We start from the raw sequence: 25,433 nt of genomic DNA, 5'->3' as shown, positions 1-25,433 counted from the left end.
CAAAAATCTATGCATAGCCCAAAATGAAACAGACACACTACTGGTAAGGTGGTGAGGTCATGCCAAAAAAGTGGATGGACAGTATTTTTGGGCACGTCGTTGCATCAAAAGATTTAAAATTATTATTATCCATTGGCGGACTTTATGCGTTGAGCGTGGCTTTATCGAATACGTTTGTCAATGTTTTCTTATGGAAGCAATCAGGTCAATTTATAGATCTTGCCCTCTACAATTTAATGTCTGTTATTTTTCAACCGCTTGCGTTTTTAATGGCTGGAAAGTTATCGAAGCATATTGATCGCGTTTATGTGCTTCGTATTGGAATCAGTTTGATGTCTTTATTTTATATCGCCGTATTAGTTGTAGGAGAAAATGCGGCTCAACATTTGCTATTACTCGGCTCTCTCATTGGTCTCGGTACCGGTTTCTACTGGCTTGCCTTTAATGTACTAACGTTTGAGGTAACAGAGCCAGAAACAAGAGATTTTTTTAATGGCTTCTTAGGGTTATTAACCTCTTTTGCAGGAATGACAGGTCCTTTAACAGCAGGTTTTATTATTACGAAACGAACAGGCTATCAAGGATACTTCTTTATATTTGCGTTATCCCTAACTTTGTTTTTACTAGCGGTGATTTTAACCATATGGCTAGGAAAACGCCACGCCAAGGGTAATTTTAATATTAGGCATGTGTTAAACGAGCGTAAACGAAATAAAGATTGGAGGAAAGTGACATGGGCGCATGTTACCCAAGGGCTACGTGAGGGGACGTTTGTGTTTGTCATCGTTGTTTGGGTCTTTGTTGTAACGAATAACGAACTTGCTTTGGGGACGTATGGACTAGTGACTTCAGGTACCCAATTTATATTTTATTATTTAACTGCGCGTTTACTTAAAGTGGCGTATCGAAAGCGAGCCATTCTTGTCGGTGGATTGTTGTTATATGGAGCGATTTTTCTACTTTTGTTTCATCTAACGTTTCCTAAATTGATTCTTTACGGAATTATTATATCGGTGGCGTATCCGCTTTTACTCATTCCTTATGTATCGTTAACATACGATGTTATTGGCAAAGCGAGTAGAGCAGCTGAGTTACGAGTGGAATATATTATTGTCAGGGAATGGTTTTTAAATATTGGTCGAATTGCATCGATTCTCTTCTTTATTGCAATCATCTCCATTTTTCCTGAAGAACACGCCATTCCATATGTACTGTTAATTGTAGGGTCAGGGCATTTATGGATTTATTTTTTTGTTAAACGCATTCAGCCCCCGGATGCTCATTCGGATGTAATGCCAAATGTGAATGAATCAGAAGGGCAGAGTAGTCCTGATAAAACTGTGTAAAATCTCTACATGCTTTGACAGGATTCTTGTTCTATTTTATAATAACAAGTGTATTACCTGCCGTGTTCGTAAGCTTTTTTATGCTTTGAACCTTGAATGTTAAAAGGGAGTTTTAAATGAGTAAAGCAACGCTAAGCTAGCAAGTACTAGACAGCGAACCTTTAACTGCGAACACCCACCTACCGATGTAGGTTCATAAAGCATTCACTTGCAACGGCACAAGCGGGTATGACTACTTTAATTAAAGGCATCCGGAGTACGGGTGTCTTTTTACCTGTAATAGAGTCAGGGAGGTTGTCTAATGGGCGAATCGAAAAGCAATAAGAAGCATCACGTCTCATTGCGATTAAATATTTTATTTCTTGCTGTGTTTTTACTTTTTTCTGCATTAATTTTGCGGCTTGGTCTTGTGCAAATTGTAAACGGTGAGGAATATGAAGAAGAGTTAAAGCATGTATCAAACCAAACAGCTCTTATTGATGCACCACGAGGGATCTTTACAGATCGCTATGGGTATCCTGTCGTAGAAAATAGCTTAGAACTATCGGTTACATATACGAACCCAGGAAATCAAAGCGGTGGAGATATGATTGAAATTGCCGAAGAAGTGGCTAAATTTATTACGGTAGACACCGAAAATTTACGTGACCGTGATAAAAGAGAATATTATTACACAAAATTGGAACCTCAAGAACGTAGAGCTCTCATTGAAGATATTGATTACAGCGACGAAGATGAAACAACGGAGTATCAGCGTATGATTGACGCTATTTCCGATGAGATGATTGCGAATTATTCAGAGGAAGAAGAGCAAGTTATTGCTATTTTTTCTCATATGCTAAGAGGGACAAACGGCTCCCCACAGCGAATTAAGCAAGGACTAACGGATGAAGAAGCGCCTAAGCTTGCTGAGCATTTAGACCGTTTACCGAACATTAATATTCAGCGGGATTCTGTTCGAGAATACGTGTATGGTGATACGCTAAAAAATATCTATGGAAGAGTAGGATCAATCCAAACAGAATCCGTTGATGATTATTTAGCAAGAGGCTATATGCGCTCAGACTTAGTAGGTAATAGTTTTTTGGAAAAACAGTATGAGGATGTACTACGCGGCCAAAAAGCGGAAGTCGTTCGAACGAATACCCGTGAAGGCAGTGGCCCAATGGAACAGCTTATTGAAGAAACGCCAGGAAGCCGAGGCAATGACCTTGTGTTAAGCATTGATATGGAATATCAGCAAATCCTTGATGACATTGTGGAAAGCCGCGTTCTTCAAAACCAAGGAATCTTTGTACAGGATGCGTCTTCTTATGCAGTTGTAATGGACCCAAAAACTGGGGATATTTTAGCGATGAGTGGCTTCCAGAAAGAACGTGGGGAGGAAGGATTTAGCAACCCAACAGGCGTCTTTCAAAACGCCTATATGCCAGGTTCAGTTGTAAAAGGTGCCTCTGTACTAGCTGGTCTAGAAGAAGGTGTTATCACTCCAAGCACGGTTATTCATGACAGACGACTTGAATTTAGCGATGGTACAAGAAAAGCTTCGTTAAGTACATCTATAGGCCATGTTGCCCTTCGTGAAGCAATGGCACGCTCGTCCAACGTCTATATGTTTGAAATTGCCATGCGGATGGCAGATTTTAATTATAGTCCTCGCGCAAGTATCTTCAGTCACACTAAAGCAAATGAAGTTTTGGATCAAGTGAAGTATTATTTTCATCAATTTGGTCTTGGAGGAGAAACAGGCATAGACCTGCCAAATGAAGCGACAGGCTTTGCTTCGGAAGGTGTTCAGGAATCAGGTAATTTACTTGATTTTATGATTGGCCAGTACGATACGTATACGACCCTTCAGCTTGCGCAGTATGTTAGCACAATTGCCAACGATGGCGTACGGATGCGTCCTCGCCTCGTTACAGAAATTGTAGAAGCGAACCCGAATGGTGATGGTGATGGTGCTGTTGTTCGCACAAATACCCCAGAAGTGTTAAATACCGTTGATATGAGCCAAAGCGATATTGCAGCAGTACAAGATTCATTCCGAGCCGTTGTAACGAATGCAAATGGTACAGCGAGTGGTGTATCAAATAATTTAAATATCGCTGCAAAAACCGGTACAGCTCAGTCATTCTTAAATGGTAGACCGACGAACAATTTAAGCTTTGTTGGTTACGCTCCTTACGATGATCCGGAAATTGCGTTTGCAATTATGACGCCAGATACGAATGTTCCTCCTTCAGGAACATCCGGTAATAAAATCTCTGAAAAAATCGCAACAGATTTAACCGAAGCTTACTACGACTTGCAAGATGAACGGAACGGTCCAGAAGAAGTGGATTCTGTTGTCGAAGAAGTCGATTTGTTTGAAGAGCAATAAAAGTTATTAAGCATGACTGAATTTCAAACAAAATAATTTTATCTTTATACAATAAAACACAAAAAAACACCTTAACAAAATAAAATTTGAAGGTGTTTTTTTGTGTGCAATTTTCATTAGAAAAAAACAGGTTATCATCACACGAGTGAAGAATGCTTGATAATAGCCTAAAGATCTTTTTTTTAAGTTAGTTAGATAAGTCTTTTAAATATAAAGCTTTATTAAGAATTAATATCTAAATGTAAGCACATTGCCCTTATTATAATCGGCATAAATTTTTCCCTTTGTTAATCTCGCAACTAACGTTCCTTTTTCTGTAACTCCGGTGACACCGCTAAAAATTCTAGATTTTTTAACAGGAGTACGGTTTGCAAAGCTCCCTGTTTCTAAAGATGAAATAGCGTTCCAGTAGCTCCCCTCTACACCGGCAGAATAACTTAATGTTCCGCAGTTACCCCTTTGTTCTAAAAAGAAATCTACTGTAGTTGCTGTTCTTCCATAAGACAAGTAGTCCGTCCATGCTCTAACTTCACATGTACTTCCAAACTCTTTAAATTTCTGCCACGGATGGTAAGCGGCATCTGCTTTTTCCGTAATAGAAAAACTAATTAAAAGGAATAGTGCAGTAAGAAAACTTGAAATAATAATTTTTTTCATATTATATGTAACCTCCTTGTTATATATTGTAATAATAATGGTTTAATATGGTAATGTCAATATTATAATAATCAATCGAGAAGCTTAAATAGAAAAAGCTCGGCTATCGCCGAACTTCCGATAAATGATTCGTAGAACATGTAGATTTTTGTATTTTTTTAAAGGATATATATGCTATCTGTCGAATAGAAGTTGTAAGCTTAGAAAAATTCATCTACAACTTCGCTTAAGCTCATCTCACTCGTTAACTCTCCTGTAACTTGCGGACGTAAGTCATTGGATAACCCACGATTGTCAACTTCTTCATAAAAATCATAGGCACTATCTACAATACCAGCTTCTTCTAACATTTCACCTACGTCAATACTTGTCATTCCTGGTACAACGTGAAGAATTGTTCTATACGCAATTTCTCCTTCATTGTTATCAGAGGGTTCTTCTTCAGCATCAGTGTTTTGCGCTTCAGCAAGTTGTGCCTCTAACTCATCCCAAGCAGCCTGTGTCTCAACGGCGTAACCATTTTCCTGTAAGTGAGCGACCATTTCTTCTTCTGTAAAATCCGAACTAGAAGCAGCCTCTTGATCGTTTCCAATAAAGTATGTGATCCCCAAGACACCAGAAGCAATCAATAATCCACCAGCAAAGCTACGAATAGTTTTACGCGTCATTGGCAACTTTCGTCCTTTCTTCTACTTGTCCGTCGAGGTAAGGGGATAAGAGACGATCGACTTCATGTGGTTCAAGGGACGTTTCCAACGCAATACCCTCTACAGAATAGCCACGCTTGTGCAAATCTAGAATCTCTCTTAATAGCTGTTGATGTGAATTGGAGCGATTTTGCTGCTGTGCATCTTTGGCTGCAATCTCCGCATCTAATTCAATATCTCTCAATTGATTCTTCACTTGATGAAGCTCTTGCATAAAGGAAATTGATAAATGTTCGATTTGATCTTCTATTTTTGAACCTTTGTCCTCTTTAACAAAAGAAACAATGAGCAGAACAATAGCTGTTCCTAGCAAGAGCGCTAACATCCATTCCATGTGTTGTTCCCTCCTATGGATTGTTTTCGCAATCTCCATTATACATGAAATTACGTACGTTTCATCAGCTTAATGAAAATTTATCAATTCATGCGTCATTTTTTGACAGCTTTAGTCATAATCTCTATCGACCAAGTTGTTTTTAAGCGATTAGGAGGTGAGAACAGTTGATGTAACGATAAAAAGAACGATTACAAAAACATACAATTTGCACTCATTGTGGAAATGGCGAGAAGCCAGTATGCTTAATAGACAGAGAATCGATGGAAAGTAAAAAGAACCAACATTTTACTAGAAGGAGTGAAAATATGAATACAAACAATCATATATCAAACATTTTTTATGCTATTGGGACAAAGCCGGTTTTTACGGTTGATATCCATTTGCGCTTACGGTCTACTCTGCATTCTCAGCATTTATCTAAAATTGGCCTCTGGTATGATGGGAAAACAACGTGGATTGGCGAAGAAGGCTGGATTGTCAATGCGGCTTTTTCTAGTACAAACACAGTTATTGTAAGTCAGGCATACCATAAAGGCTTAAATATAAAATTAACGATCCGTGATGAGTCATTAGAAGATGAACTCGGTGTTAAACGAATGATTTCGATGAAAAATGAAGGAGCTTCCGACACTAATGTCAAATTATTAGCCCAGCAAGTCACGTACACACAAGAAGGGCTTTCGTTTTATTCGCCAGCAGAGAAAGCACTTATTCATTATTCAGATGAGAAATATTCTTTATTTTCTATACAAATGCCAAAGGCTCAATCTATTCAGTATGGTGTTGGCTTAGTGAACCAAATTTGGAATGACCCGTTAGGCAAATTGTTTTTTGCGCCGTTTTCTGCAACGAAAACCGAAAGTCTTATGGTATGCACTTGTTTAATACAGTCTAACGAAACGGTTAACGCATCTCTAATACAAATGAGTAGTGAAAATATGGTTCATTTAAAACGATCGAACTATTTAGCGCAACAGACTGTTTGATAACGTTCGTTAATTAAGTCTTGATTTTACGGTTAGCTTTTGCTATTCTATGTAGGTATGTAAGAGAGAGTTTGGAGGGATAGCACATGCGTGTTCAAGTTACTTTAGCTTGTACTGAAAACGGTGACCGTAATTATATTACAACAAAAAACAAGCGCACAAACCCAGAGCGTATTGAACTTAAGAAATATAATCCGCGTTTAAAGCGCCATACACTTCATCGTGAAACAAAGTAAGCAGACGGTTTACCGCTGCTTCTTTTTATTGACTTTTTTAGTGAGGAGCTGAGGTGTTGAAACAACAATTACGACAACGTTTGCAAAAACAGCTCGAACAAATGAATAAGACAGAGTATTTAGAACGATCACAAGGGCTGGCAAACCAGCTTTATCAAACAGAAGAATGGAAACAAGCTGGCACAATCGGATTAACGTACGCGCGTTTCCCAGAAGTGGCGACATTGTCAATAATGGAGTATGCTCGCGAGCAAGGAAAGAAAGTGGCATTACCACGTACTAATATGAAAGCACGCGAAATGCATTTCTACGTTATTCAAGACTTAGACCAGATTGAGCTCCGCCCCTACAATTTGTATGAGCCAAAAGAAAACCCACGTTTTTATGTAAGCCCAAAAGAGCTAGATTTGCTTATTGTACCAGGGCTTGCTTTTTCAAAAGACGGATCACGGCTCGGGATGGGTGGCGGTTTTTACGATCGGTATCTACCTTTCTTTAAAGGAGAGACGGTATCGTTATGTTTTAAAGAGCAACTCATTGAATCCATTCCTGTTGAAGCTCATGACATGAGGATCGACCTCGTTCTTAGTGAGAAATCGACATGTTAATCGGATGGCTTAGCTTTATTTTATTAGTATGTGTGTCATTATTTATGTTACAGAAGCTAACGATTTCTGGGGCGGTTGCCGCTTTTGTAGTCGGTACAGTAACGGTTATTGGTGTAGGCCCTGCTGGTTTACTCTTATTTGCAGTTTTCTTTGGAAGTTCTATTATATTGGGCAAATTAAAAGGGGCACATGTTGATCATGAAGTCGTTGAAAAGCATGGCAAGCGTGATGCATTTCAAGTGATAGCCAATGGAGGTTACGCAGCCATTTGTTCACTCTGTTTAGTGATTTTTCCTTCGCTGGCTACTCTTTTTATAGCTGGTTTTGTAGGGTGTCTAGCAACAGCCATGGCTGATACGTGGGCATCAGAGATTGGCAAACTTAGCCAAGACAAGCCGTTTGATTTATTCTCAGGAAAAAAGGTCGAAAAGGGCGTATCTGGAGGCATCACAAGCTTAGGGATGGCAGCTGCGTTTGCTGGTAGCTTTTTGTTAGCAGGTACAGCTATCGTCATCTGGTGGAATGAGACAAGCGTTAGCTATCTTTGGTTGTTTTTCTTTACACTAATTGGTTTTTTAGGAAATGTATTAGACAGTGTACTAGGCTCGACGGTACAAGGCCTATATCGTTGCCCGTCTTGTGGTTTAGAGACAGAAAAAACGTACCATTGTGTAAAAACGGTACGGATAAAAGGGTTATCGGTTGTCACGAACGATGTCGTTAACTTATGCTGTACAGGAGCAGGTGCACTAATGGGTGTCATTGGTGCGGTTATCTTTTTTTAAAGGAGAACGGTAGGTCATGGAACGCTATTCACGACAAGTATTATTTAATGGTATTGGTGAAGAGGGACAAACGAAATTACTACATAGTAGCGTACTCATAGTCGGTCTTGGTGCGCTTGGTACAGTTATTGCTAATCATTTAGCAAGAGCAGGGGTTGGCTCTCTTCGTTTAGTAGACCGTGATTTTGTTGAAATGAGTAATTTGCAGCGACAAATGCTCTTTACTGAAGAGGACGCACATCAACTTGTACCTAAGGCAATTGCAGCAAAACGTGCACTTGAAAAAGTGAATTCTGACATTCAAATTGAAGCATTTGTAGAAGATGTATCGGTGGAATCGATAGAACGGCTTATGGATGGTATTGATGTAGTGTTAGACGGGACGGATAATTTTGAGACGCGCTTTCTTTTAAATGATGCATGTTTTAAATGGAAGGTTCCTTTTAGCTATGGTGGGGCTGTTCGTACGAGAGGCATGGGTGCATTCTTTATTCCAGATGAAACGCCATGTCTTCGCTGTTTTATTGAAAGTGGTGGTACAGCAGGAGAGACTTGTGATACCGTTGGTGTTCTTGCGCCAATCATTGATATAGTGGCGTCACTACAAGTGATTGAAGCGATGAAATATTTGGTAGGAGCAGGTGAAAAACAACGATCAACGTTAGAGTCATTTGATATTTGGGCGAACACACATCAATCGATCAGGTTTTCTCAAAATCGACCTAATTGCCCAACGTGCGAAAAAGCAGAGTTTCCTGCTTTAAATGAACGTTCTCATTCTCAAACAACCCTTTGTGGGCGTGAATCGATCCAAATTACTGCATCTGCCCCTTTTGATCTTAATCACATGGCGAAGCAGTTAGAAGCAGTTGCACAAGTAAAAGTAACACCTTTCCTTATACGTGCCGCTATCAATGAAACGGAAACGATCGTTGTATTTCCAGACGGACGTGTTCTCATTCAAGGAGTGGACGATCATACACGTGCGAAGACGATTTATAGTAAGTACATTGGAAACTAATTCATAGTACTCTTTAAGGATGAAATAAGTTTGTCCGTCACATCCTATATTAATATATGGAGGTGTTGATATGAAACAAGCCTGTTCCATTCTTTCCATTCTTGTCATTGGAATAAGCATTTATAAATATCGTTATAAAATCGTAAATGGAATGATGAGACAACCAGGATTAAGAAGAGTGCTCATTCGGTTTGCACTTCGAATCCCATTTGTCCGTCAAAAGTTGATGGGCTCATTATTCTCTTTTCCACACACGACGGAGAAGCTCTGACAATTGAATCAGAGCTTTTTTTGTAAGCAAGAAAGATTCTTATTCTGTAAGAATTTGCTATAATGACAGTCAGGAAGGAGGGGATAAAGGTGAACGAAATAGCCCACCGTTATCTATATTGGCAATTAATCGAACATTATGTGCTACATAAACAGTTTCGTTTGCTTGCTCTTCATGATACACAAGCTTGGTTGGAAGACGATTCTGTAAAACCGAGAAGAATTATACGTCTTGTCTATTCAGAAGTGGATTGGTCCAATCGTTTAAAGCGTGATATATCCCATGCAAAACAACAATTTGAATCTATTTATAAGCAGCTTGGTATATGGAAGATGCAAGGTGAAAATATTTATGTAATGAGTCAGCCTCCAATTGACTCTTGGGAGGATGCCCTTACGCCGTTTGAGGTCAAAGGGAGCAAAGGAACAATTCGTAACCTTGCGTTGCATTCAAGCGTGGAGGAGTACCAAACGGTGCTAGATCAGGAATTAGCAAATGATGGTGTTCCTCCATTACGCATATTGTCATCAGAGGAAGACATGATGCAAGCCATTGAACGAATTCGGGGACAGGTAAAACAAATCAACAGCACACGCCGCCAAAATGAAGAAAAAATGCTCCAATTTGGTAAACCGCGTTTTATTTATGCCCTACTGCTCTCTTTTGTCGTGATGTTTTTTCTTTTAGAGACCAATGGTGGAAGTACCAATATCCAAGTGCTCATTGATTATGGTGCTAAATATAATCCATTGATTGTAGAAGGAGAGTGGTGGCGATTGGTCACCTCTATGTTCTTACATATCGGATTAATGCACTTAGCTTTTAACGCAATGGCGCTGTTTTTTCTTGGGACAGCAGTAGAGCAGCTTTTTGGTTCATTCCGGTTTTTAATCATTTATTTTGCGGCGGGTTTGTTTGGCTCCATTGTTAGCTTTGCCTTTAATGATTACGTCTCCGCTGGTGCATCAGGTGCGCTTTTTGGCTGTTTTGGGGCACTTCTCTATTTTGGCAAAAAGCACCCAACATTGTTTTTTCGCACGTTAGGAAAAAATATTTTATTGCTTCTCGGATTTAATCTTGTGCTAGGCTTTATCGTTCCGGGAATTGATAATGGGGCGCACATAGGTGGTCTAATAGGAGGTTTTCTTATGGCCGCTTTAGTGAAGATGCCGAAAGAAAAAAAGAAAACGCCTTTCTACCTTTCTATGAGTGCCCTCATACTATATGTTATCGCTTCTCTGACGCTTGTTTATTTCGGACAACAACAAGCGAATGCTTCGCCTGAATTAGCGGTATTAGAAGGTCAACGTTTGCTTGAAGCAGGGCAATATGAAGAGGCGCAAGTGTTTATTACGAATGGGTTAGAAATAGATGGTCGGCAGCCTCAACTTTTGTTTATGCAAGCGTATCTTGATATTCAGCAAGAACGGGTTCAGGAGGCAAAAGAACATTTGGAAAAAGCGCTTCAAGAGCAGCAAGCATTTCCAGAAGCTTGGTTTAATTTAACGCTTATTCATATTGAACAAGAAAACTATGAGCAAGCGAAAGAAACAATCCAGCAAGCAATCCAATATGGAGAAGACAGTCAAATTCCAGATATGGATTATTATTATGAGATTGAACAACAGATTAATGAACAACTCGCCTCTTCTTCGTAGGCATGACAATCTGGCATGATGTATGACAAGACTGCCTTTCTTTTCGATTCCCATCTTACATAGATTTTGACATGAACGAGCAACCTATCTGAAGAGAATAGGGGGTTCAAGATGAGTAGTGAAGATAAAGGAGTAACAAGTCATTCATCTTATGGAGATAAGCTCGTTTATGTAAAAGAAGAACTGGCTGTTGATAAGAACTTTGATATTATCTGTTTGGAAATGGTTCACGCAAACCGAAAAATGGCGCTTTTTCTTGTGGATGGATTCGGGAAAGATAGTGCACTCACACAAATTCAACGTGAACTTTCACATACAACGGAGGAAGAAGTAGACGAATCCTACGACGCTCTCATAAAAAGTCGGATTCCCTATGCAGAAATTGAACAAGAAGAAGATCTTGATACTGCTATAGATCAAGTCTTATCCGGGCCTGCGATCCTTCTTGTAGAAGGTCTTGCTTACTGCATTATTATTGATACTAGAGAATATCCTGTTCGCGGTCCCGAGGAGCCGGATACGGAAAAGGTTGTTCGTGGCTCAAGAGATGGTTTAGTAGAAACATTAGTTATGAGCGCAGCTTTGATTCGGAGACGTATTCGAGATCGAACATTCCGTGTAGAATATCAGCAAATTGGGCGTCGTTCTAAAACGGATACCGCTTTGCTTTACATTGCGGATATTGCCGATCCGGATTATGTCCATCAGATTCGAGAATCCATTAAAGCAATTGATACCGACGGATTGCCTATGGCCGATAAGACGATTGAAGAGTATGTATTTAAAGAAGGTGGAAATCCATACCCACTTGTACGATACAGTGAGCGACCCGATGTATGTGCAACACATTTATATGAAGGTCACGTCATCTTGCTAGTTGATGGCTCTCCAAGTGCGATGATTACGCCAACAACATTTTGGAATTTGCTTCAACATGCAGAGGAATACCGACAAAAACCTGTAATAGGAGCGTTACTTCGGATTGTGCGCTTTTCTGCAGTGTTCATCTCACTCTTCTTATTACCTATCTGGTACATGTTAGCAACTCATCAAGAGTTGGTTCCAGAAGCGTTTTCTTTTATCGGAACGCAAGAAGAGGGCAGTATCCCTCTTTTTATTCAATTTTTGATAGCCGAAGCTGGGATAGAGATGCTAAGAATGGCATCCATTCATACACCTAATGCGGTAGCCGAAGCACTAGGGTTAGTGGCGGCGCTTCTAATTGGTGATATTGCGATTCAAGTAGGCATGTTTTCACCTGAGGTTATTTTATACTTAGCTATTGCTGCAGTAGGAACATTTGCAACACCAAGTTATGAACTTTCGTTGGCAAATCGCTTTATGCGACTGTTATTTTTAATTGCAACTGCAGCGTTTGGACCAGTTGGCTTCGTTAGTAGTGCGACCATATGGTTTATCGCTTTAGTGCGACTACGAGGGCTTCGTGTTCCATATATGTGGCCGTTTATTCCTTTTAACATGAAAGCGTTGCGAGATGTCTTCTTCCGAATTCCAATGCCTCTAAAAAATCGTAGACCTGCTATCAACCATCCGCAAGATCCGGATAGGTAGCAGGTCTACCTTTTTTTTAATAACGTTCAATATCTTGCTTGTGTATATCATCTTCTATATACGGATGACTTGTTTCGACAGGCATATTCTGATTTGCAATCACAAGGCCAAACGGAGTGTCTGTTGTTGCAGAAACAACTGTATAGGGGATGTTGTTTATCATCGCAAGCTTTACATACTCGTTGTAATCGGAATAGGCTAATTGCCCGTTTATAAACATTTGTATGTTTGGCTTTGCTTTTAGGACACGCTCTACTTCTGAATAAATTACGTTAGAACGAACTTGATTTATGGTTAAAGCGAGATGAAGACGCTCAGCGATGGTTGTTAAGAAAATACGTCTTTCTGCAGGCTTTGTCTCCAAACCACCTCGAATAGCATGCTCTAGTACTTCATTTACATCTCTTGCCATATTGATGCCACCTCTTTCCTAATCAATCTCCTCTATCATCGCAAACCTGTCCTGAAATCTCAAATAAAAACATAGGATGGTAGAAACGAGAAATTAGCACAGGGGTTGATGAGATGTGGATTTGGTTTGTCATTGTATTTTTTGTTTTAGCAATTGGGCTGACGTTAGGAGGGCTATCAACGTTTATGCGTGGACTTCCGCCCATTGTTGTACTCATTGTCCTAAGCTTTTACTTTTTATTCTTTAGCTATATTGGCATGTTTGTCGCCCTCGTTAGTTTTTCCTGGTTCGGCTTTCGTTTTTTTGATATTGTGATTGTGATTTGTTCCTTTTTGTTTATTATCGCCATGATACGTTCATACCATCCTGCTTTTGGCTATCAACTTTTTTATAAACCAATCGCCTGGATTTTGGCCAGTTTGTTTTTCTTTATGGGTTTACAGTGGGGAACGCTCGGTTATGGAACTTTTTTTACGATTACAATGACTTTTTTCTTCACGTTAGCGGTTTTTATCGGCATTTTGCTGTATAATTCTATGTTGATGTGGGTAAAAAACGCATACGTCGCTGCCGTTATTCCACTTGCTTCATTCCTTTTAGTTACAGTTATAAAGCTGTTATAATGGGATGTGAGGTGTATAGATGGAAACGATCGTAGACATTAGAGACTTATTAAAGCAATATGGTTCTTTTATTTATACAAGAGACCGCGGAATGGATTTGCAGCTTATGCAAAAGGAAATAAAAGATTTATATCAATATGGAATGATTTCTAGCCAATTGTATCAAAGCGCACTGTTGATTTTAAAACAAGAGAAAGCAAAACTGGGAAATGGGGGATTCTAATGGGGAATGAGCTTTTTGCAGGAATTGACATAGGGGGAACGTCCGTTAAGCTTGCGTTTATTACAAATGAAGGCGATTTATTGAAAAAATGGGAAATTCCTACTGACACAACTAATAATGGAATGAACATTGTTAACGACATTTCGGAGACGGTTAAAGCAAATTTAGAGGTTCATCAGACGTTAATGGGTGCAGGAGTAGGAGCACCTGGTTTTATCGAGATGGAAACTGGCTTTATCTATCATGCTGTTAATATTGGCTGGCGTGATTACCCGTTAAAAGACGAATTAGAAAAAGCTTTAGGCGTTGTTGTAAGAGTGGATAATGATGCGAACTTAGCAGCTCTTGGAGAAAAATGGCAAGGTGCTGGCGATGGCGCTAATGAACAATTGTTTGTTACGCTAGGAACAGGTGTTGGTGGTGGAATTATTACGCGAGGCAAAATTCTCCATGGCGTAGGTGGTATGGGTGGAGAAATCGGTCATATTACTTCTGTTAAAGAAGGAGGATCTCTTTGTAACTGTGGAAAAACAGGGTGTTTGGAAACCGTGTCTTCTGCCACAGGTATGGTCCGTTTAGCGAAAGAAAAACTTGAAGCAGGAAGAGCATCAACTCTATCTCAGAGTGATTCTTTAATCTTAACAACAAAAGAAATTTTTGAATCAGCGAAAGCTGGAGATCTAGTAGCGGCAGAAGTGATTATGGAAGCGATTGATCACTTAGGCTATGCCATCGCTAATTTAGCAAATACGTTAAATCCTGCCAAGATTGTTATTGGTGGAGGCGTTTCAAAAGCTGGAGAAGATCTTTTAGCTCCTCTCCGTGTTGTATTTGACCAGTATGCTCTGCCACGAGTAGTGGAGCAAGCGGAAATAAAGCTGGCTCATTTAGGAAATGATGCAGGTATTTATGGTGCCGTGTGGTTAGCGATACAAGCTGTTAAAGCAAACAAATAAGAAATAAAAGCAATTAAGAATTGAAAGTTGAGGTTAACATCAGATGGTGGATTACCGTATTGAGCGAGACTTACTAGGAGATAAACAAGTACCAAGGGATGCGTATTATGGCATTCAATCGTTGCGAGCAAAAGACAATTTTCCTATTACAGGCTATCCGCCGCACCCGGAACTTATTCGTGCGTTCGGCTATGTAAAGAAAGCAGCAGCAATGGCGAATCGTGATGTAGGGGTTCTGCGTCCACATATTGCTGATGCGATTATTAAAGCGAGTGATGATGTCATTAATGGGCAATTAAACGAACAGTTTATTGTTGATTCCATCCAAGGTGGTGCAGGAACTTCCTTTAACATGAATGCAAATGAAGTTATTGCCAATCGAGCTATTGAGATTCTAGGCGGGGAAAAAGGCGATTATTTAAAAGTTAGTCCGAATACACATGTTAACATGGCTCAATCGACAAACGACGCGTTTCCGACTGCCATTCACATCGCTGCTCTGCATATGACTCAAGGCTTAACAGATGAATTAAGAAATCTGATTGCGGAAATGCAAGGGAAAGCAGACGAATTTGATGACGTTCTTAAAATGGGGCGCACCCATTTACAAGACGCTGTACCAATTCGATTAGGACAAGAATTCGGTTCCTATCGAAAAGTATTGGTGCGCGATTTAAAGCGAATTAGTCGATCTGCTGATCACTTGCATGAAGTGAATATGGGTGCTACTGCTGTTGGTACTGGATTAAATGCTAAGCCTGAGTACATTGAAAAAGTATCTACTCATCTAGCTACCGTCACAAATTTACCATTCAAAACGGCAGAAGATCTTGTTGACGCGACTCAAAATACAGATGCTTATACAGAGCTATCTAGCTCCTTAAAAATATTAGCGATTAATTTATCTAAAATAGCAAATGATTTACGCTTAATGAGTTCAGGGCCTCGTACAGGGTTAAACGAAATTAATTTACCAGCACGACAGCCTGGTTCTTCTATCATGCCAGGTAAAGTGAATCCGGTTATGTGCGAAGTCATTAATCAGCTGTCTTTCCAAGTAATCGGAAACGATCACACAATTAGTCTTGCGTCTGAAGCTGGTCAGTTAGAGTTAAATGTGATGGAGCCAGTACTGGTATTTAATTTATTACAATCCCTTACCATTCTTGAAAATGGGATGCGAGTGTTCCGTGAATACGCGATTTCTGGCATTACAGCCAATATTGAACGGTGTAAAGAGCTTGTGGAAAATAGTGTAGGGATTGTGACTGCCATAAATCCGCATGTTGGGTATGAAGTGGCTACAAGAATCGCGAAAGAGGCATTAGAAACAGAGCGCCCCGTTCGAGAGATTTGCTTGGAGCGAGGCATCTTATCTGAAGAGGAATTAAATGAGATCCTTGATCCAAAAGAAATGACCAAGCCTGGTATCGCTGGATCTCGATTCTTACCACTTTAAAAATAAAATCACTTATGTCATACTAAACTAAATAGCAAAGGCTAGGGGTGCCCGATGAAGTTGGGCTGAGAATAAGAACGTATTTCTTTTACTCTTTAACCTGATCTGGATTACACCAGCGGAGGGAAGTCGGCATACACAGAGTAAACAATGTAGCGTGTAAACCGTAACCCTTTTGGTTACGGTTTTTTTTGCGAAAGGGAGTGTAGTAAAGATGAAAGACTTTCAATTATACGTGATAACAGGAGAAGCATTTCATAAGGGCAAAGAGCTTGTGACGGTAATGGAGGATGCGATAAAGGGAGGTGCTGATTTCATTCAACTTCGCGATAAAACAAGCAGCAGAAAAGAAGTGTTTGAAAAAGCTAAGCAACTTAAAGAACTTTGTCAGTCATATGAAGTTCCGTTTATTGTAAATGATTATATCGATATTGCTATGGCGGTTGATGCAGATGGCGTTCATGTCGGACAAGATGATATGCCTCTCGCTCATGTTCGCAAGCTAGTTGGCGACGATAAAATCATTGGTGTTTCCACCCATAAGATTGAAGAAGCGTTAGAGGCGGAGCAAGGTGGTGCGGATTATATTGGTGTCGGTCCCATTTTTAAAACCAATAGTAAAGAAGATGTTGTCGATCCGGTTACAACCTCATATATTAAAGAAATTAAAGCTACTATTTCTATTCCGTTTGTGGCAATTGGCGGAATTAAAACTCATAATGTTCGCGAAGTGATTGAAGCAGGAGCGGATGCGGTTTGTGTGATTACAGAGGTAGTGGCAGCTGACGATGTTCAGGCAGCTGCCATGCGGATGACAGAAGCGATTAATGAGGCGAAAGCATGAAACTATTAATAAATGGAAAAGAACGTGCTGTAGAAAGTAAGACATTGCTTGATTTGATGACGGAGTTAAATGTAAATGGACAGCTTGTCGTTGTGGAATTAGCTGGGGACATCATTCCAAGAGAGCAATGGAGTGAAACCGAGCTCGACGAACAAAAGCCTGTTGAATTAGTTCATTTTGTTGGAGGAGGTTGAAAATGAAAAAAGAAGCATTAACGATTAATGGAAAGACGCTCCAATCACGTTTTTTTCTAGGAACAGGTCGTTACCCAAATCCGTTTGTGCAAAACGAAGCCATAAAAGCATCAGGGGCTGAGGTACTAACTTTTGCGTTGAGACGTGTTAACTTGGAAGCACCAATGGAAGATTCCATATTGCAACATTTACACGGTGAAGCTTTTCACTATTTACCTAATACGTCCGGTGCTTCCACTGCAGAGGAAGCTATTCGAATTGCCCGGCTCGCAAAAGCATCTGGTTTAAGCGATTGGATCAAAATTGAGATTAGTGCTTCTGAAAAAACATTGTTACCTGATCCAATTGAAACGTTAAAAGCAACCGAGGTTCTTGTATCAGAAGGATTTACGGTTCTACCGTATACATCGGATGATCCTATTCTCTGTAAACGACTAGAGGAAGCAGGTGCACATGCGGTTATGCCAGGTGCAGCACCAATTGGAACAGGCTTAGGTATATTGAACGAATACAATCTCGGTTTAATTGTAGAAGATGCGAAAGTACCGATTATTGTGGACGCTGGTCTTGGCACAGCTAGCGATGTGACAAGAGCGATGGAACTTGGTGTGGATGGAATTTTAATGAATACACCAGTTGCAAAAGCAAAAGACCCTGTAAAAATGGCAATGTCCATGCGCTTAGCGATTGAAGCTGGTGAACTCGCGTATGAGGCGGGTAGAATGGCAAAAAAACCATATGCAAGTGCAAGTAGCCCAACAAGTTATTAGATGAACGAGTGAGGTTTTATTATGCAGAAAGTCGTGATTGTTGGCGGAGGTATTATCGGCTTATCGATTGCCTTAAGGCTTGCAACTAGAGATGTACAGGTAACCATTTTAGAAAAAAATAAGTGTGGTGGACAAGCTTCAGGTGCAGCAGCAGGTATGCTAGCACCTTTTTCTGAAATTGGTGAAGATCAAGATGTGTTTTTTGATTTTAGCTTGGCTAGTCTTAGAATGTACCCGGAATGGCAAGCGTTTGTTCGAGAAACATCTGGAGTAGAGTTTGAATTTTCTTCATCTGGAACACTTCACTGTGTATATCATGAAGCCGATTTGTTACCTTTATCGTCAAGGATATCTTGGCAAAGTGAATACAATGAAGACATGCGCATTTTATCGCAAGAACAAGTATTAGAACGTGAACCCCATCTATCAAAAGACATAAAAGGGGCTATTTATTACCCGAACGAAGCACATATTTATGCACCTGACTTTGTTAAGGCATTAATTGCAGCGTGTAGGAATTTAAACGTAGAGATTTATGAGCAAATAGGTGAAGTAGAGATTGTAGAAGGTTCGACTGTTCGTCTGAAGACCGATACGATGGAATGGGAAGCAGATCAAGTCGTTATTGCAACAGGAGCGTGGGCGATGAAACAAGGAGAAGCCCTCGGTCTGCAATTGCCAGTCTACCCTATTCGAGGCCAAATTTGTGCCTATTTACCAGAGAAACCGTTAGTAAGTCATATAATTTATACTAGTCAAGGCTACCTCGTGCCAAAAGCAAATGGTACAATTGTTAACGGAGCTTCTGAAGACATAGCCGGATTTGAAACAACAGTTACAGCAAAAGGAATCGATCGCTTAAAGCGTTGGAACAAAAAAATGGTGCCAGCCCTTGAAGAAGTAACCCCTTTTCATGAGTGGGCAGGCTTGCGTCCTGCCACTCAAGACGGGTTCCCGTTTATAGGACGCTTAACCAATCATCCCTCTGTGTATATAGCATGTGGACATTACCGAAACGGGATTTTATTAAGTGCCATAACTGCCAAGGTCGTAGCGGAAGATCTTTTAGGCGAGGTGGTTTCATTTCCACTTCAAGCGTTTCATCCTGAACGATTTTCATAGGAGGAAAACATGACAATTCCAAAGATACTGTCCGTCGCTGGATCTGATTCTGGTGGAGGGGCTGGTATTCAAGCAGATATTAAGACAAGTCAAGAGTTAGGCGTCTTTTCTACCACAGCTATTACGGCGCTAACTGCGCAAAATACAATGGGTGTACAAGAGGTTTTTCCTGTTAGTACGGAGTTTTTAAAGGCGCAGCTTAAAGCAGTGCTTAGTGATATTGGAACCGATGTCTTGAAAACAGGTATGCTTGTTAGTGAAGGTCACATTCAAGTTGTTTGTGATGCTATAGACACCTATTCCATTAAAAGAGTTGTTGTTGATCCGGTCATAGCTTCTACGAGTGGGTCGGACTTATTAAATGAAGCAGGTGTTAAAGCATTAAAAGAAACGTTACTCCCGCGAACAACCATCTTTACACCAAATATTCCAGAGGCGCTACGATTGACTGAAACTCATGAACCAGTAACCGTTGCAGATCTTAAGAAACTCGCGGTACAATTGTATCAGTTTGGTCCTACTATTGTTGTTTTAAAAGGCGGTCACTTTAACGGAGACGCAGTGGATGTATTTTACGATGGGACAAGATTAGAATTGTTAACTGAGGAGCGAATGCAACGTACAAATACCCATGGAACAGGTTGTACATTTGCTTCGGCTATTGCAGCTGAACTTGCTAAAGGGTCGATCCCGTTTGAAGCAGTAAAGCTAGCAAAAGCTTTTATAACAGAAGCGATCCGCTATGGTTTACCGATCGGAAAAGGGAACGGGCCTACGAATCACGCCGCTTACAAGCAAAGCAGATAAGGAGTAAGAATAGTGAAAAGGCACTGGATTGTATTTATTCTACCGGCTATTTTAATGGTATTTATCGCGGTAGGTGGTTTTATTTATTTATCACAAGACGATACGCTGAGTAACGAGGAGCTGCAACAAGAAATAGCATTTACCGCATCCATCCATCAGCAAATCACAACAATCGAATGGATATGGCCACAACTACCAACAGAAGGCATTTATGGCACAGATTATATCGGGTTATCGTTTGAAACAGAATCCTATGTCGAGCCAGGGCAAGTCACCCTTCCAGTGGAACCAGAACAAACTTATGACGGTTTCGTCGTTGAGAATGGGGTTATTTTTTCATTCCCAACAGAAATGCAAGAGCATCAAAGTGTCGGCACAAGAGGTCAGCTTATCCAAGCACTACCATCAGAAGTGGAGATTGAAGATGTTCAGGTGACATTGTTACATACTTGGACAAACCATGAAGACTTAGTACTTGAGGACGCAACGTTTGCAGATCCCCAATTCGGACAAGCAAAAAATGTACAGCATTGGGTAAAGACGTATTTATTGGAGGACTTACTTGAGAATTAGTGGGATGTCGTTTGAAAAAGGTGTATTTTTCATGACCAATCAAACACTTGCTTGTAGTTTTCATGATCGAGAAGGCGTACTTCGTTCATGGAGTAAGCCGCTAAATGCAAAGACACTTGGTTATGCAACACTTCTCGTGTGGCGGTCAAGTTCTTTCTGGTTTAAAGCGATATGTGGGCTAGTTATTCTTTTTATTGTTGTACCTAAGCTACTGCCGATATCGTGGCAAGGATTCCCCTTCTATAGCTTTTTTTACTTGTTATTTGGTACACATTTCTTTTTTCCAAGGGGTTTAAAACAATACCATGCGGCAGAGCATAAAGTATTCAGCGCAAGAGGAAAAGTCAATCATCAAGAGCTGAAAAAAGTGGCGCAAGCGTCTGTCCTTAACCGTGGATGTTCAACTGGTCTTGTTGTTGCTTACTTTCTTAGTGTCATTATATGTACTCTGCTTGGTGCGGGCTTTTTTTCAGTAATGACAAGCTTAATGGTTAGCTCCTATATTTCTTTATTGTTTGTAGGATTCTATTTTAGATTTAATCGTCACTCTATCTTTAAAGGGGTTGTAGCCGTTGTGCTGCCTCTTTCTTATTGGTTACAAGAACGAGTTACGACCAAAACGCCAACCCAACAGCATCTCGAATGTGCAATTGAAAGCTATATGCAACTAGGAAAAGTCGCATTTTCTAAATCACTATATAAGAAAAGAATCGAAGAGGAGGGGGAATGAATCATGGCAATAGTCGATGTCACCATTATTCCAATTGGAACGGAAACTCCTAGTGTCAGTAGCTATGTGGCTACGATTCAAGAAGTGTTAGAAGACATGACGAAAACTCATGATATTACGTACCAATTAACACCTATGAGTACGTTAATTGAAGGGGATGTATCTACTTTACTAGATGTAGTTAAAAAAATTCATGAAGTTCCTTTTGAACAGGGAATCGACCGAGTTGCGACAAATATTCGAATTGATGATCGTCGTGACCAAACATCTACATTACAAAGTAAAATCAAGTCAGTCGCAGTAAAGATGAAGAAGGAAGATGACCAATAAATCATCTTCCTTTCTTCATTGAGAAATGGGGAATACCCGCTTCAAAAAATCGCTCCGACGTCTTTACGTAGCCTAGCCGTAAATAGAAAGCAAGAGCAGGTTCTTGAGCATTTAGCACTAATTCATCGACGCCTTCTTCATAACCTGCTTCTTCTATTTTCTTCATCAATGTTGCCCCATATCCTTTATTTCGATAAGGTTCTAAAATACACACTCGCTCAATTTTGCCTGCCTTGCCTACAATTCGAATACGAGCAGCACCAATGGCTTGCTGATTTGCTGTAAGTAAAAGGTGGGTCGCCGTTTGATCATGCTCGTCTCTTTCTAAATGCGCGGCCACCCCTTGCTCCTTAATAAACACGTCTGTTCGAATCTCAAAGCACTGTGCTTGTAGTAAGTCACTAGTGGCAACCTGTACATCAAGATGTTCGATCATGTAGACTGACCTTGCAACAGAAATGTTTCATAAACAGTCCACGATTCGTTATCAAGTTGGTAGAGAAGTTGAATACGATCAATGGTTTCTTGATGAGACACGTCAATCATTTTCAGTTGACCTACAATATCATCATGCTCTGCTTGCTGTAGCTTTTGTGCAATCGTAATGTGCGGGATAAAGACTGAGTGCGCGCGATCAGTCGGGAACGGTTCTTGGTAAAGCTTCTCGTTTAACCAAGAAAGCTGTTTGTTTTCTTTTAACTTGTAAAAAATGGTCGTTGATTGTGGGAAGAACGTATCTACCTTGTACACATGAATATCAATTGGTGGACATTGACGAGCAATGTCTCGTAATACATGAATCATTTCTGGTAATTCCTCATTGCTTATTGAGAAACTTTCTTTTAACGTAATATGAGGTGGGATGTTCGCGTAATGTGCATCATACCGCCGCCTTAATCCGTTAGCCGTGTCTTGAAAAGGTTTTGATGGAAAAAGAACAATTCCGTAATTAAGCATACTCATACCTCCTTTATAATGGAAACAACGTTTTTAATCCAGTGGCAAGATAGTTTTGCCAATACGTCCACGTATGATCACCATCAAACTCCTCGTACGTGTAATCAAAAGATGTGTTTGTCAATACTTCTTTCATTTGTCTGTTAGGCGTTAAGAAATCTTCTTTTTTTCCATCTGTCGTCTTAACAACATCTTCTTTTTTGCCAATAATATGATAAATGGATAAGATGTCAGGTTTCTCGAATTGTTTTACCTTATCCTCAACCACTTGATTAACATAAGGGGAGAATAATAGAACCTTCTTAAATAATGTAGGATATTCTAAAGCAGTTAGCAAGGAAATCGTTGCTGCCAATGAATCACCCGCTAACATTCGAGCTTCTGCCAATGGTTCAACACTGTAGTTTTTTTCTATATAAGGAAGTAGTTCGCATGCTAGAAATCGTGTATAGGCTACATGGGTCTCGTTATTCGGGTGATACCAAGTACGTCTCGTTTCTACACTTGGATATGGAACACCAACAACGATAAGCTCTTCAATATCTAACTCGTCTATTAATGAATCCACCTGTCGATGCACACGTCCAAAGCGAAAGAAATCTTGTCCGTCTTGACAAATCATTAACCGATAAGATTTTAATGGTGTATAATTTGCTGGTAGATAAACAGATAATGAAATGGTGCATTGTAATTGTTCACTTTCAATGGTTGCTTCTGTTATACTGCCTTCGATGTTCGCCATGAATAACTTCCTTTCTAAGGTCTTCTCATACATTAGTTTACCATATTTTTGTGAAAGTGAGGGAGTCCCCGTTTTTTTGGCAGTTCTATGATAAAATGAATGATTAAGGATAAACTATTTTTACCAATATCCATCATGAGTGGTTAATGGAGGAGTCCGTATGAAATCTAAAAGACCTCATTGGATTTATTATCGAGAGGTATTCCGATCAAAATTTCAAGCAAAGTGCATACAAGCGAAATTAGAAGACAATTGGGAGAATGGCTATGAAATAGGGCCTCTTGTAGAAGTGAAGCGTTTGAAAACGAATAAATATATTGTGCGTTATACGTACGATGAAGTGATGTGACTATAGAAAGCGAGGGAAAGAGAATGGGTGAGAGTCGACTAAGAATGTTGCGCATTCAAAAAGGCTTTAGCTTAGAAGAAGTATCAAAACAAGTAGGAATCTCTGCCGGATACTTATCGCAAATAGAATCAGGCAAAAGACAAGTCAATGCATTAATCTCGGAAAAAATTGCGCAATTTTTCAATGTGTCGTTAGACGATTTATTCGAAGCTACTCGATATAAAGCCGTATGGGATCATTAATAGGAAAAACGCCCCCTATTAAGAGGGAGCGTCTACTCATTATTTAGGAGAAATCATATTTCCTGGTACCACATATTCGTTAAACTGCTCTTCAGTTAATAAGCCGCTACTTATAGCCGCTTCTTTTAATGTCGTATTCTCAGCATGAGCTTTCTTCGCGATTTTCGCAGCATTTTCATAACCAATATGGGGATTTAATGCAGTAACGAGCATAAGGGATTCATTTAGGAGTTGATCCATTTTTGCTTTATCTGCTTCTAGTCCAATAAGACACTTATCATGGAAATTAGTTAAGCCGTCTGATAACAGTCGCATGGATTGGAGAACATTGTAAATAATAACGGGTTTAAAGACATTTAATTGAAAATGTCCTTGGCTTGCTGCAAAACCAATAGCGGCATCGTTTCCAAGTACTTGTGCTGCAACCATTGTTAATGCTTCACTTTGAGTTGGATTGACTTTACCTGGCATAATGGAACTACCTGGCTCATTTGCAGGAATAATGACTTCACCAATACCGCAACGTGGGCCGCTTGCTAAAAGACGGATATCATTTGCAATTTTAAAAGCGTCAGCTGCGAGTGCTTTAAGTGCTCCATGGAAATAGACAAGTTCATCATGGCTTGTTAGTCCGTGGAAATGGTTTTCAGACGCTTTAAAAGCGTAGCCTATCTGTTCGCTTAGCTGTGCGGAAACCTCTTCACTAAAGCCTATTGGTGCGTTTAAGCCCGTACCAACTGCTGTTCCACCGATTGTAAGTGCGCGAACATGATCAAGAGACTGTTCAATCATCGTTGAGCAAGTCGTCAGCATATGTTTCCACCCGCTAATTTCTTGACCAAACGTTAAAGGTGTCGCATCTTGTAAGTGGGTACGGCCAATCTTAACGATATCGGAGAATTCGTTTTCTTTTGCTTCAAGGGTTTGTTTAAATTGTTTTAATGCTGGGATTAATTCAGTTTCTGCGAAAATAACTGTTGCGACATGCATCGCAGTCGGAAATGTATCGTTAGAACTTTGAGAATGGTTCACATCATCATTTGGGTGAACGGTCACATCGTTGTAGCCTTGCTCAGTTAAATACGTGTTTGCTAAATAAGCAATGACTTCATTCATATTCATGTTTGACTGCGTACCGCTTCCTGTTTGCCAAACAACAAGGGGGAAATGATCCTCTAACCCACCAGCGATAATTTGATCAGCAGCATATGTAATGGCTTCAACCTTTTGCGGGTGTAGTCCTTTTAACTTACCGTTTACAATTGCCGCTGCTTTTTTTAATTCTGCGAAAGCACGGACAACTTCAAACGGGATTTTTTCCGTACCAATTTTAAAGTTTTCCAAACTTCTTTGTGTTTGTGCACCCCAGTATTTATCAGCAGGAACTTGAATTTCTCCAATTGTATCTCTTTCTGTACGCGTTTTCATTTTCACCATTCCTTTATCCAAAATTCATAACCCATATCCATCATACCAAAAAACGACAAGAAACTTAACGAAAACATCTAAAAAGATTGGTAGGGCTGATTGAAAATA

32 protein-coding genes, 1 other RNA gene and 1 riboswitch are annotated in these 25,433 nt (G+C 40.0%); of the genes, 25 read left to right on the top strand and 8 right to left on the bottom strand.

Annotated features, from left to right (window positions below; all coding sequences use genetic code 11):
* The first annotated feature begins 59 nt into the window (after positions 1 to 59).
* The 3 genes from BK583_RS12670 (at position 60) to BK583_RS12660 (ending at position 3,726) form a co-directional block, all read left to right on the top strand.
* Positions 60 to 1,346, top strand: a complete 1,287-nt coding sequence (locus tag BK583_RS12670) for an MFS transporter (protein ID WP_055736011.1) — start codon at positions 60 to 62, stop codon at positions 1,344 to 1,346.
* A 51-nt stretch (positions 1,347 to 1,397) separates the two neighbouring features.
* Positions 1,398 to 1,579, top strand: a non-coding RNA gene (gene ssrS / locus BK583_RS12665) — 6S RNA.
* Positions 1,580 to 1,647: 68 nt separating this feature from the next.
* Positions 1,648 to 3,726 carry a peptidoglycan D,D-transpeptidase FtsI family protein gene (locus BK583_RS12660; RefSeq protein WP_055736010.1) on the top strand — a complete coding sequence of 693 codons (2,079 nt, stop codon included), beginning with the start codon at positions 1,648 to 1,650 and terminating at the stop codon, positions 3,724 to 3,726.
* Between the two features lie 228 nt (positions 3,727 to 3,954).
* Here BK583_RS12660 and yqgA read toward each other — a convergent pair whose 3' ends face one another.
* The 3 genes from yqgA to BK583_RS12645 all read right to left on the bottom strand — a co-directional run bounded on the left by yqgA (position 3,955) and on the right by BK583_RS12645 (position 5,424).
* Entirely contained in the window at positions 3,955 to 4,383 is a 429-nt protein-coding gene (gene yqgA / locus BK583_RS12655) for a cell wall-binding protein YqgA (RefSeq protein WP_055736009.1), read from the bottom strand.
* 200 nt (positions 4,384 to 4,583) lie between these two features.
* Positions 4,584 to 5,051: an MltG/YceG/YrrL family protein gene (locus BK583_RS12650; RefSeq protein ID WP_055736008.1), complete on the bottom strand. Its 468-nt coding sequence runs from the start codon at positions 5,049 to 5,051 to the stop codon at positions 4,584 to 4,586.
* The gene (locus BK583_RS12645; RefSeq protein ID WP_035398116.1) at positions 5,041 to 5,424 is read right to left on the bottom strand and encodes a hypothetical protein; all 384 of its coding nucleotides are present in this window, start codon (positions 5,422 to 5,424) and stop codon (positions 5,041 to 5,043) included. Before BK583_RS12645 ends, BK583_RS12650 begins: the two co-directional genes overlap by 11 nt.
* Before the next feature lie 308 nt (positions 5,425 to 5,732).
* On the opposite strand from BK583_RS12645, the gene BK583_RS12640 reads away from it, so the two are divergent.
* The 8 genes from BK583_RS12640 to BK583_RS12605 all read left to right on the top strand — a co-directional run bounded on the left by BK583_RS12640 (position 5,733) and on the right by BK583_RS12605 (position 12,564).
* Positions 5,733 to 6,413, top strand: a complete 681-nt coding sequence (locus BK583_RS12640; RefSeq protein ID WP_055736007.1) for a hypothetical protein — start codon at positions 5,733 to 5,735, stop codon at positions 6,411 to 6,413.
* Between the two features lie 86 nt (positions 6,414 to 6,499).
* The gene (rpmG, locus tag BK583_RS12635; RefSeq protein ID WP_035398113.1) at positions 6,500 to 6,649 is read left to right on the top strand and encodes a 50S ribosomal protein L33; all 150 of its coding nucleotides are present in this window, start codon (positions 6,500 to 6,502) and stop codon (positions 6,647 to 6,649) included.
* A gap of 56 nt (positions 6,650 to 6,705) precedes the next feature.
* Positions 6,706 to 7,257, top strand: a complete 552-nt coding sequence (locus BK583_RS12630; protein ID WP_055736006.1) for a 5-formyltetrahydrofolate cyclo-ligase — start codon at positions 6,706 to 6,708, stop codon at positions 7,255 to 7,257.
* Positions 7,251 to 8,042 carry a DUF92 domain-containing protein gene (locus tag BK583_RS12625; RefSeq protein WP_055736005.1) on the top strand — a complete coding sequence of 264 codons (792 nt, stop codon included), beginning with the start codon at positions 7,251 to 7,253 and terminating at the stop codon, positions 8,040 to 8,042. The genes BK583_RS12630 and BK583_RS12625 overlap by 7 nt, the downstream gene beginning before the upstream one ends.
* 16 nt (positions 8,043 to 8,058) lie before the next feature.
* On the top strand, positions 8,059 to 9,063 hold the full coding sequence (locus BK583_RS12620; protein ID WP_055736004.1) for a ThiF family adenylyltransferase: 1,005 nt from the start codon (positions 8,059 to 8,061) through the stop codon (positions 9,061 to 9,063).
* A 70-nt stretch (positions 9,064 to 9,133) separates the two neighbouring features.
* Positions 9,134 to 9,334, top strand: coding sequence for a protein YqgO (yqgO, locus tag BK583_RS12615; protein ID WP_038479034.1), 201 nt, complete (start codon positions 9,134 to 9,136; stop codon positions 9,332 to 9,334).
* An 89-nt stretch (positions 9,335 to 9,423) separates the two neighbouring features.
* The gene (locus tag BK583_RS12610; protein ID WP_055736003.1) at positions 9,424 to 10,992 is read left to right on the top strand and encodes a rhomboid family intramembrane serine protease; all 1,569 of its coding nucleotides are present in this window, start codon (positions 9,424 to 9,426) and stop codon (positions 10,990 to 10,992) included.
* 111 nt (positions 10,993 to 11,103) lie between these two features.
* Complete coding sequence (locus tag BK583_RS12605) at positions 11,104 to 12,564, top strand: spore germination protein (protein WP_055736002.1); 1,461 nt, start codon at positions 11,104 to 11,106, stop codon at positions 12,562 to 12,564.
* 16 nt (positions 12,565 to 12,580) lie between these two features.
* On the opposite strand, the gene BK583_RS12600 is transcribed toward BK583_RS12605, so the two are convergent.
* Positions 12,581 to 12,976: a YueI family protein gene (locus tag BK583_RS12600; RefSeq protein ID WP_055736001.1), complete on the bottom strand. Its 396-nt coding sequence runs from the start codon at positions 12,974 to 12,976 to the stop codon at positions 12,581 to 12,583.
* A gap of 113 nt (positions 12,977 to 13,089) precedes the next feature.
* Between BK583_RS12600 and BK583_RS12595 the strand changes: the two genes are divergently transcribed.
* The 12 genes from BK583_RS12595 to BK583_RS20475 all read left to right on the top strand — a co-directional run bounded on the left by BK583_RS12595 (position 13,090) and on the right by BK583_RS20475 (position 21,607).
* Positions 13,090 to 13,599, top strand: a complete 510-nt coding sequence (locus BK583_RS12595; RefSeq protein WP_038479042.1) for a hypothetical protein — start codon at positions 13,090 to 13,092, stop codon at positions 13,597 to 13,599.
* A gap of 19 nt (positions 13,600 to 13,618) precedes the next feature.
* On the top strand, positions 13,619 to 13,822 hold the full coding sequence (locus tag BK583_RS12590; protein ID WP_055736000.1) for a YqgQ family protein: 204 nt from the start codon (positions 13,619 to 13,621) through the stop codon (positions 13,820 to 13,822).
* Positions 13,822 to 14,778 (top strand): ROK family glucokinase, encoded by a 957-nt coding sequence (locus BK583_RS12585; protein WP_055735999.1) that lies wholly within the window; start codon positions 13,822 to 13,824, stop codon positions 14,776 to 14,778. The genes BK583_RS12590 and BK583_RS12585 overlap by 1 nt, the downstream gene beginning before the upstream one ends.
* Positions 14,779 to 14,821: 43 nt before the next feature.
* Positions 14,822 to 16,237 (top strand): aspartate ammonia-lyase, encoded by a 1,416-nt coding sequence (aspA, locus tag BK583_RS12580; RefSeq protein ID WP_038479052.1) that lies wholly within the window; start codon positions 14,822 to 14,824, stop codon positions 16,235 to 16,237.
* 33 nt (positions 16,238 to 16,270) lie between these two features.
* A riboswitch (TPP riboswitch) is annotated at positions 16,271 to 16,381 on the top strand.
* A 70-nt stretch (positions 16,382 to 16,451) separates the two neighbouring features.
* The gene (gene thiE / locus BK583_RS12575) at positions 16,452 to 17,081 is read left to right on the top strand and encodes a thiamine phosphate synthase (RefSeq protein WP_055735998.1); all 630 of its coding nucleotides are present in this window, start codon (positions 16,452 to 16,454) and stop codon (positions 17,079 to 17,081) included.
* Positions 17,078 to 17,275 (top strand): sulfur carrier protein ThiS, encoded by a 198-nt coding sequence (thiS, locus tag BK583_RS12570; RefSeq protein WP_038479061.1) that lies wholly within the window; start codon positions 17,078 to 17,080, stop codon positions 17,273 to 17,275. Before thiE ends, thiS begins: the two co-directional genes overlap by 4 nt.
* A gap of 2 nt (positions 17,276 to 17,277) precedes the next feature.
* Positions 17,278 to 18,045, top strand: coding sequence for a thiazole synthase (locus tag BK583_RS12565; RefSeq protein WP_038479064.1), 768 nt, complete (start codon positions 17,278 to 17,280; stop codon positions 18,043 to 18,045).
* 21 nt (positions 18,046 to 18,066) lie between these two features.
* Complete coding sequence (gene thiO, locus BK583_RS12560; RefSeq protein WP_078440173.1) at positions 18,067 to 19,167, top strand: glycine oxidase ThiO; 1,101 nt, start codon at positions 18,067 to 18,069, stop codon at positions 19,165 to 19,167.
* 9 nt (positions 19,168 to 19,176) lie between these two features.
* Positions 19,177 to 19,974 (top strand): bifunctional hydroxymethylpyrimidine kinase/phosphomethylpyrimidine kinase, encoded by a 798-nt coding sequence (gene thiD, locus BK583_RS12555; RefSeq protein ID WP_055735996.1) that lies wholly within the window; start codon positions 19,177 to 19,179, stop codon positions 19,972 to 19,974.
* A gap of 12 nt (positions 19,975 to 19,986) precedes the next feature.
* Positions 19,987 to 20,547 (top strand): hypothetical protein, encoded by a 561-nt coding sequence (locus BK583_RS12550; RefSeq protein ID WP_055735995.1) that lies wholly within the window; start codon positions 19,987 to 19,989, stop codon positions 20,545 to 20,547.
* A gap of 31 nt (positions 20,548 to 20,578) precedes the next feature.
* A complete protein-coding gene (locus BK583_RS20480; RefSeq protein WP_160319281.1) occupies positions 20,579 to 21,277 on the top strand; it encodes a DUF1385 domain-containing protein in 699 nt (232 codons plus the stop codon).
* A 3-nt stretch (positions 21,278 to 21,280) separates the two neighbouring features.
* Positions 21,281 to 21,607 carry an MTH1187 family thiamine-binding protein gene (locus BK583_RS20475; protein WP_055735993.1) on the top strand — a complete coding sequence of 109 codons (327 nt, stop codon included), beginning with the start codon at positions 21,281 to 21,283 and terminating at the stop codon, positions 21,605 to 21,607.
* A gap of 1 nt (position 21,608) precedes the next feature.
* Here the strand turns inward: BK583_RS20475 and BK583_RS12540 are convergent, their stop codons facing one another.
* The 3 genes from BK583_RS12540 to BK583_RS12530 are packed head-to-tail and all read right to left on the bottom strand — an operon-like array spanning position 21,609 to position 23,306.
* Entirely contained in the window at positions 21,609 to 22,043 is a 435-nt protein-coding gene (locus BK583_RS12540) for a GNAT family N-acetyltransferase (RefSeq protein ID WP_055735992.1), read from the bottom strand.
* Positions 22,040 to 22,564 (bottom strand): 2'-5' RNA ligase family protein, encoded by a 525-nt coding sequence (locus BK583_RS12535; protein WP_038479081.1) that lies wholly within the window; start codon positions 22,562 to 22,564, stop codon positions 22,040 to 22,042. Before BK583_RS12535 ends, BK583_RS12540 begins: the two co-directional genes overlap by 4 nt.
* A gap of 13 nt (positions 22,565 to 22,577) precedes the next feature.
* A complete protein-coding gene (locus BK583_RS12530; protein ID WP_055735991.1) occupies positions 22,578 to 23,306 on the bottom strand; it encodes an alpha/beta hydrolase in 729 nt (242 codons plus the stop codon).
* A gap of 160 nt (positions 23,307 to 23,466) precedes the next feature.
* Here BK583_RS12530 and BK583_RS12525 point away from each other — a divergent pair, with 160 nt between their 5' ends.
* Together BK583_RS12525 and BK583_RS12520 are read left to right on the top strand one after the other, a co-directional pair.
* The gene (locus tag BK583_RS12525) at positions 23,467 to 23,655 is read left to right on the top strand and encodes a hypothetical protein (protein ID WP_035394150.1); all 189 of its coding nucleotides are present in this window, start codon (positions 23,467 to 23,469) and stop codon (positions 23,653 to 23,655) included.
* A gap of 23 nt (positions 23,656 to 23,678) precedes the next feature.
* Complete coding sequence (locus BK583_RS12520) at positions 23,679 to 23,897, top strand: helix-turn-helix domain-containing protein (RefSeq protein WP_038479087.1); 219 nt, start codon at positions 23,679 to 23,681, stop codon at positions 23,895 to 23,897.
* A gap of 39 nt (positions 23,898 to 23,936) precedes the next feature.
* On the opposite strand, the gene fumC is transcribed toward BK583_RS12520, so the two are convergent.
* Complete coding sequence (gene fumC / locus BK583_RS12515; protein ID WP_038479090.1) at positions 23,937 to 25,325, bottom strand: class II fumarate hydratase; 1,389 nt, start codon at positions 25,323 to 25,325, stop codon at positions 23,937 to 23,939.
* Positions 25,326 to 25,433 lie beyond the last annotated feature (108 nt).

The organism is Shouchella oshimensis, assembly GCF_002019765.1.
Classification (GTDB): Bacteria; Bacillota; Bacilli; order Bacillales; family Bacillaceae_D; genus Shouchella; species Shouchella oshimensis.
This window is presented reverse-complemented; position numbering and strand designations above follow the sequence as displayed.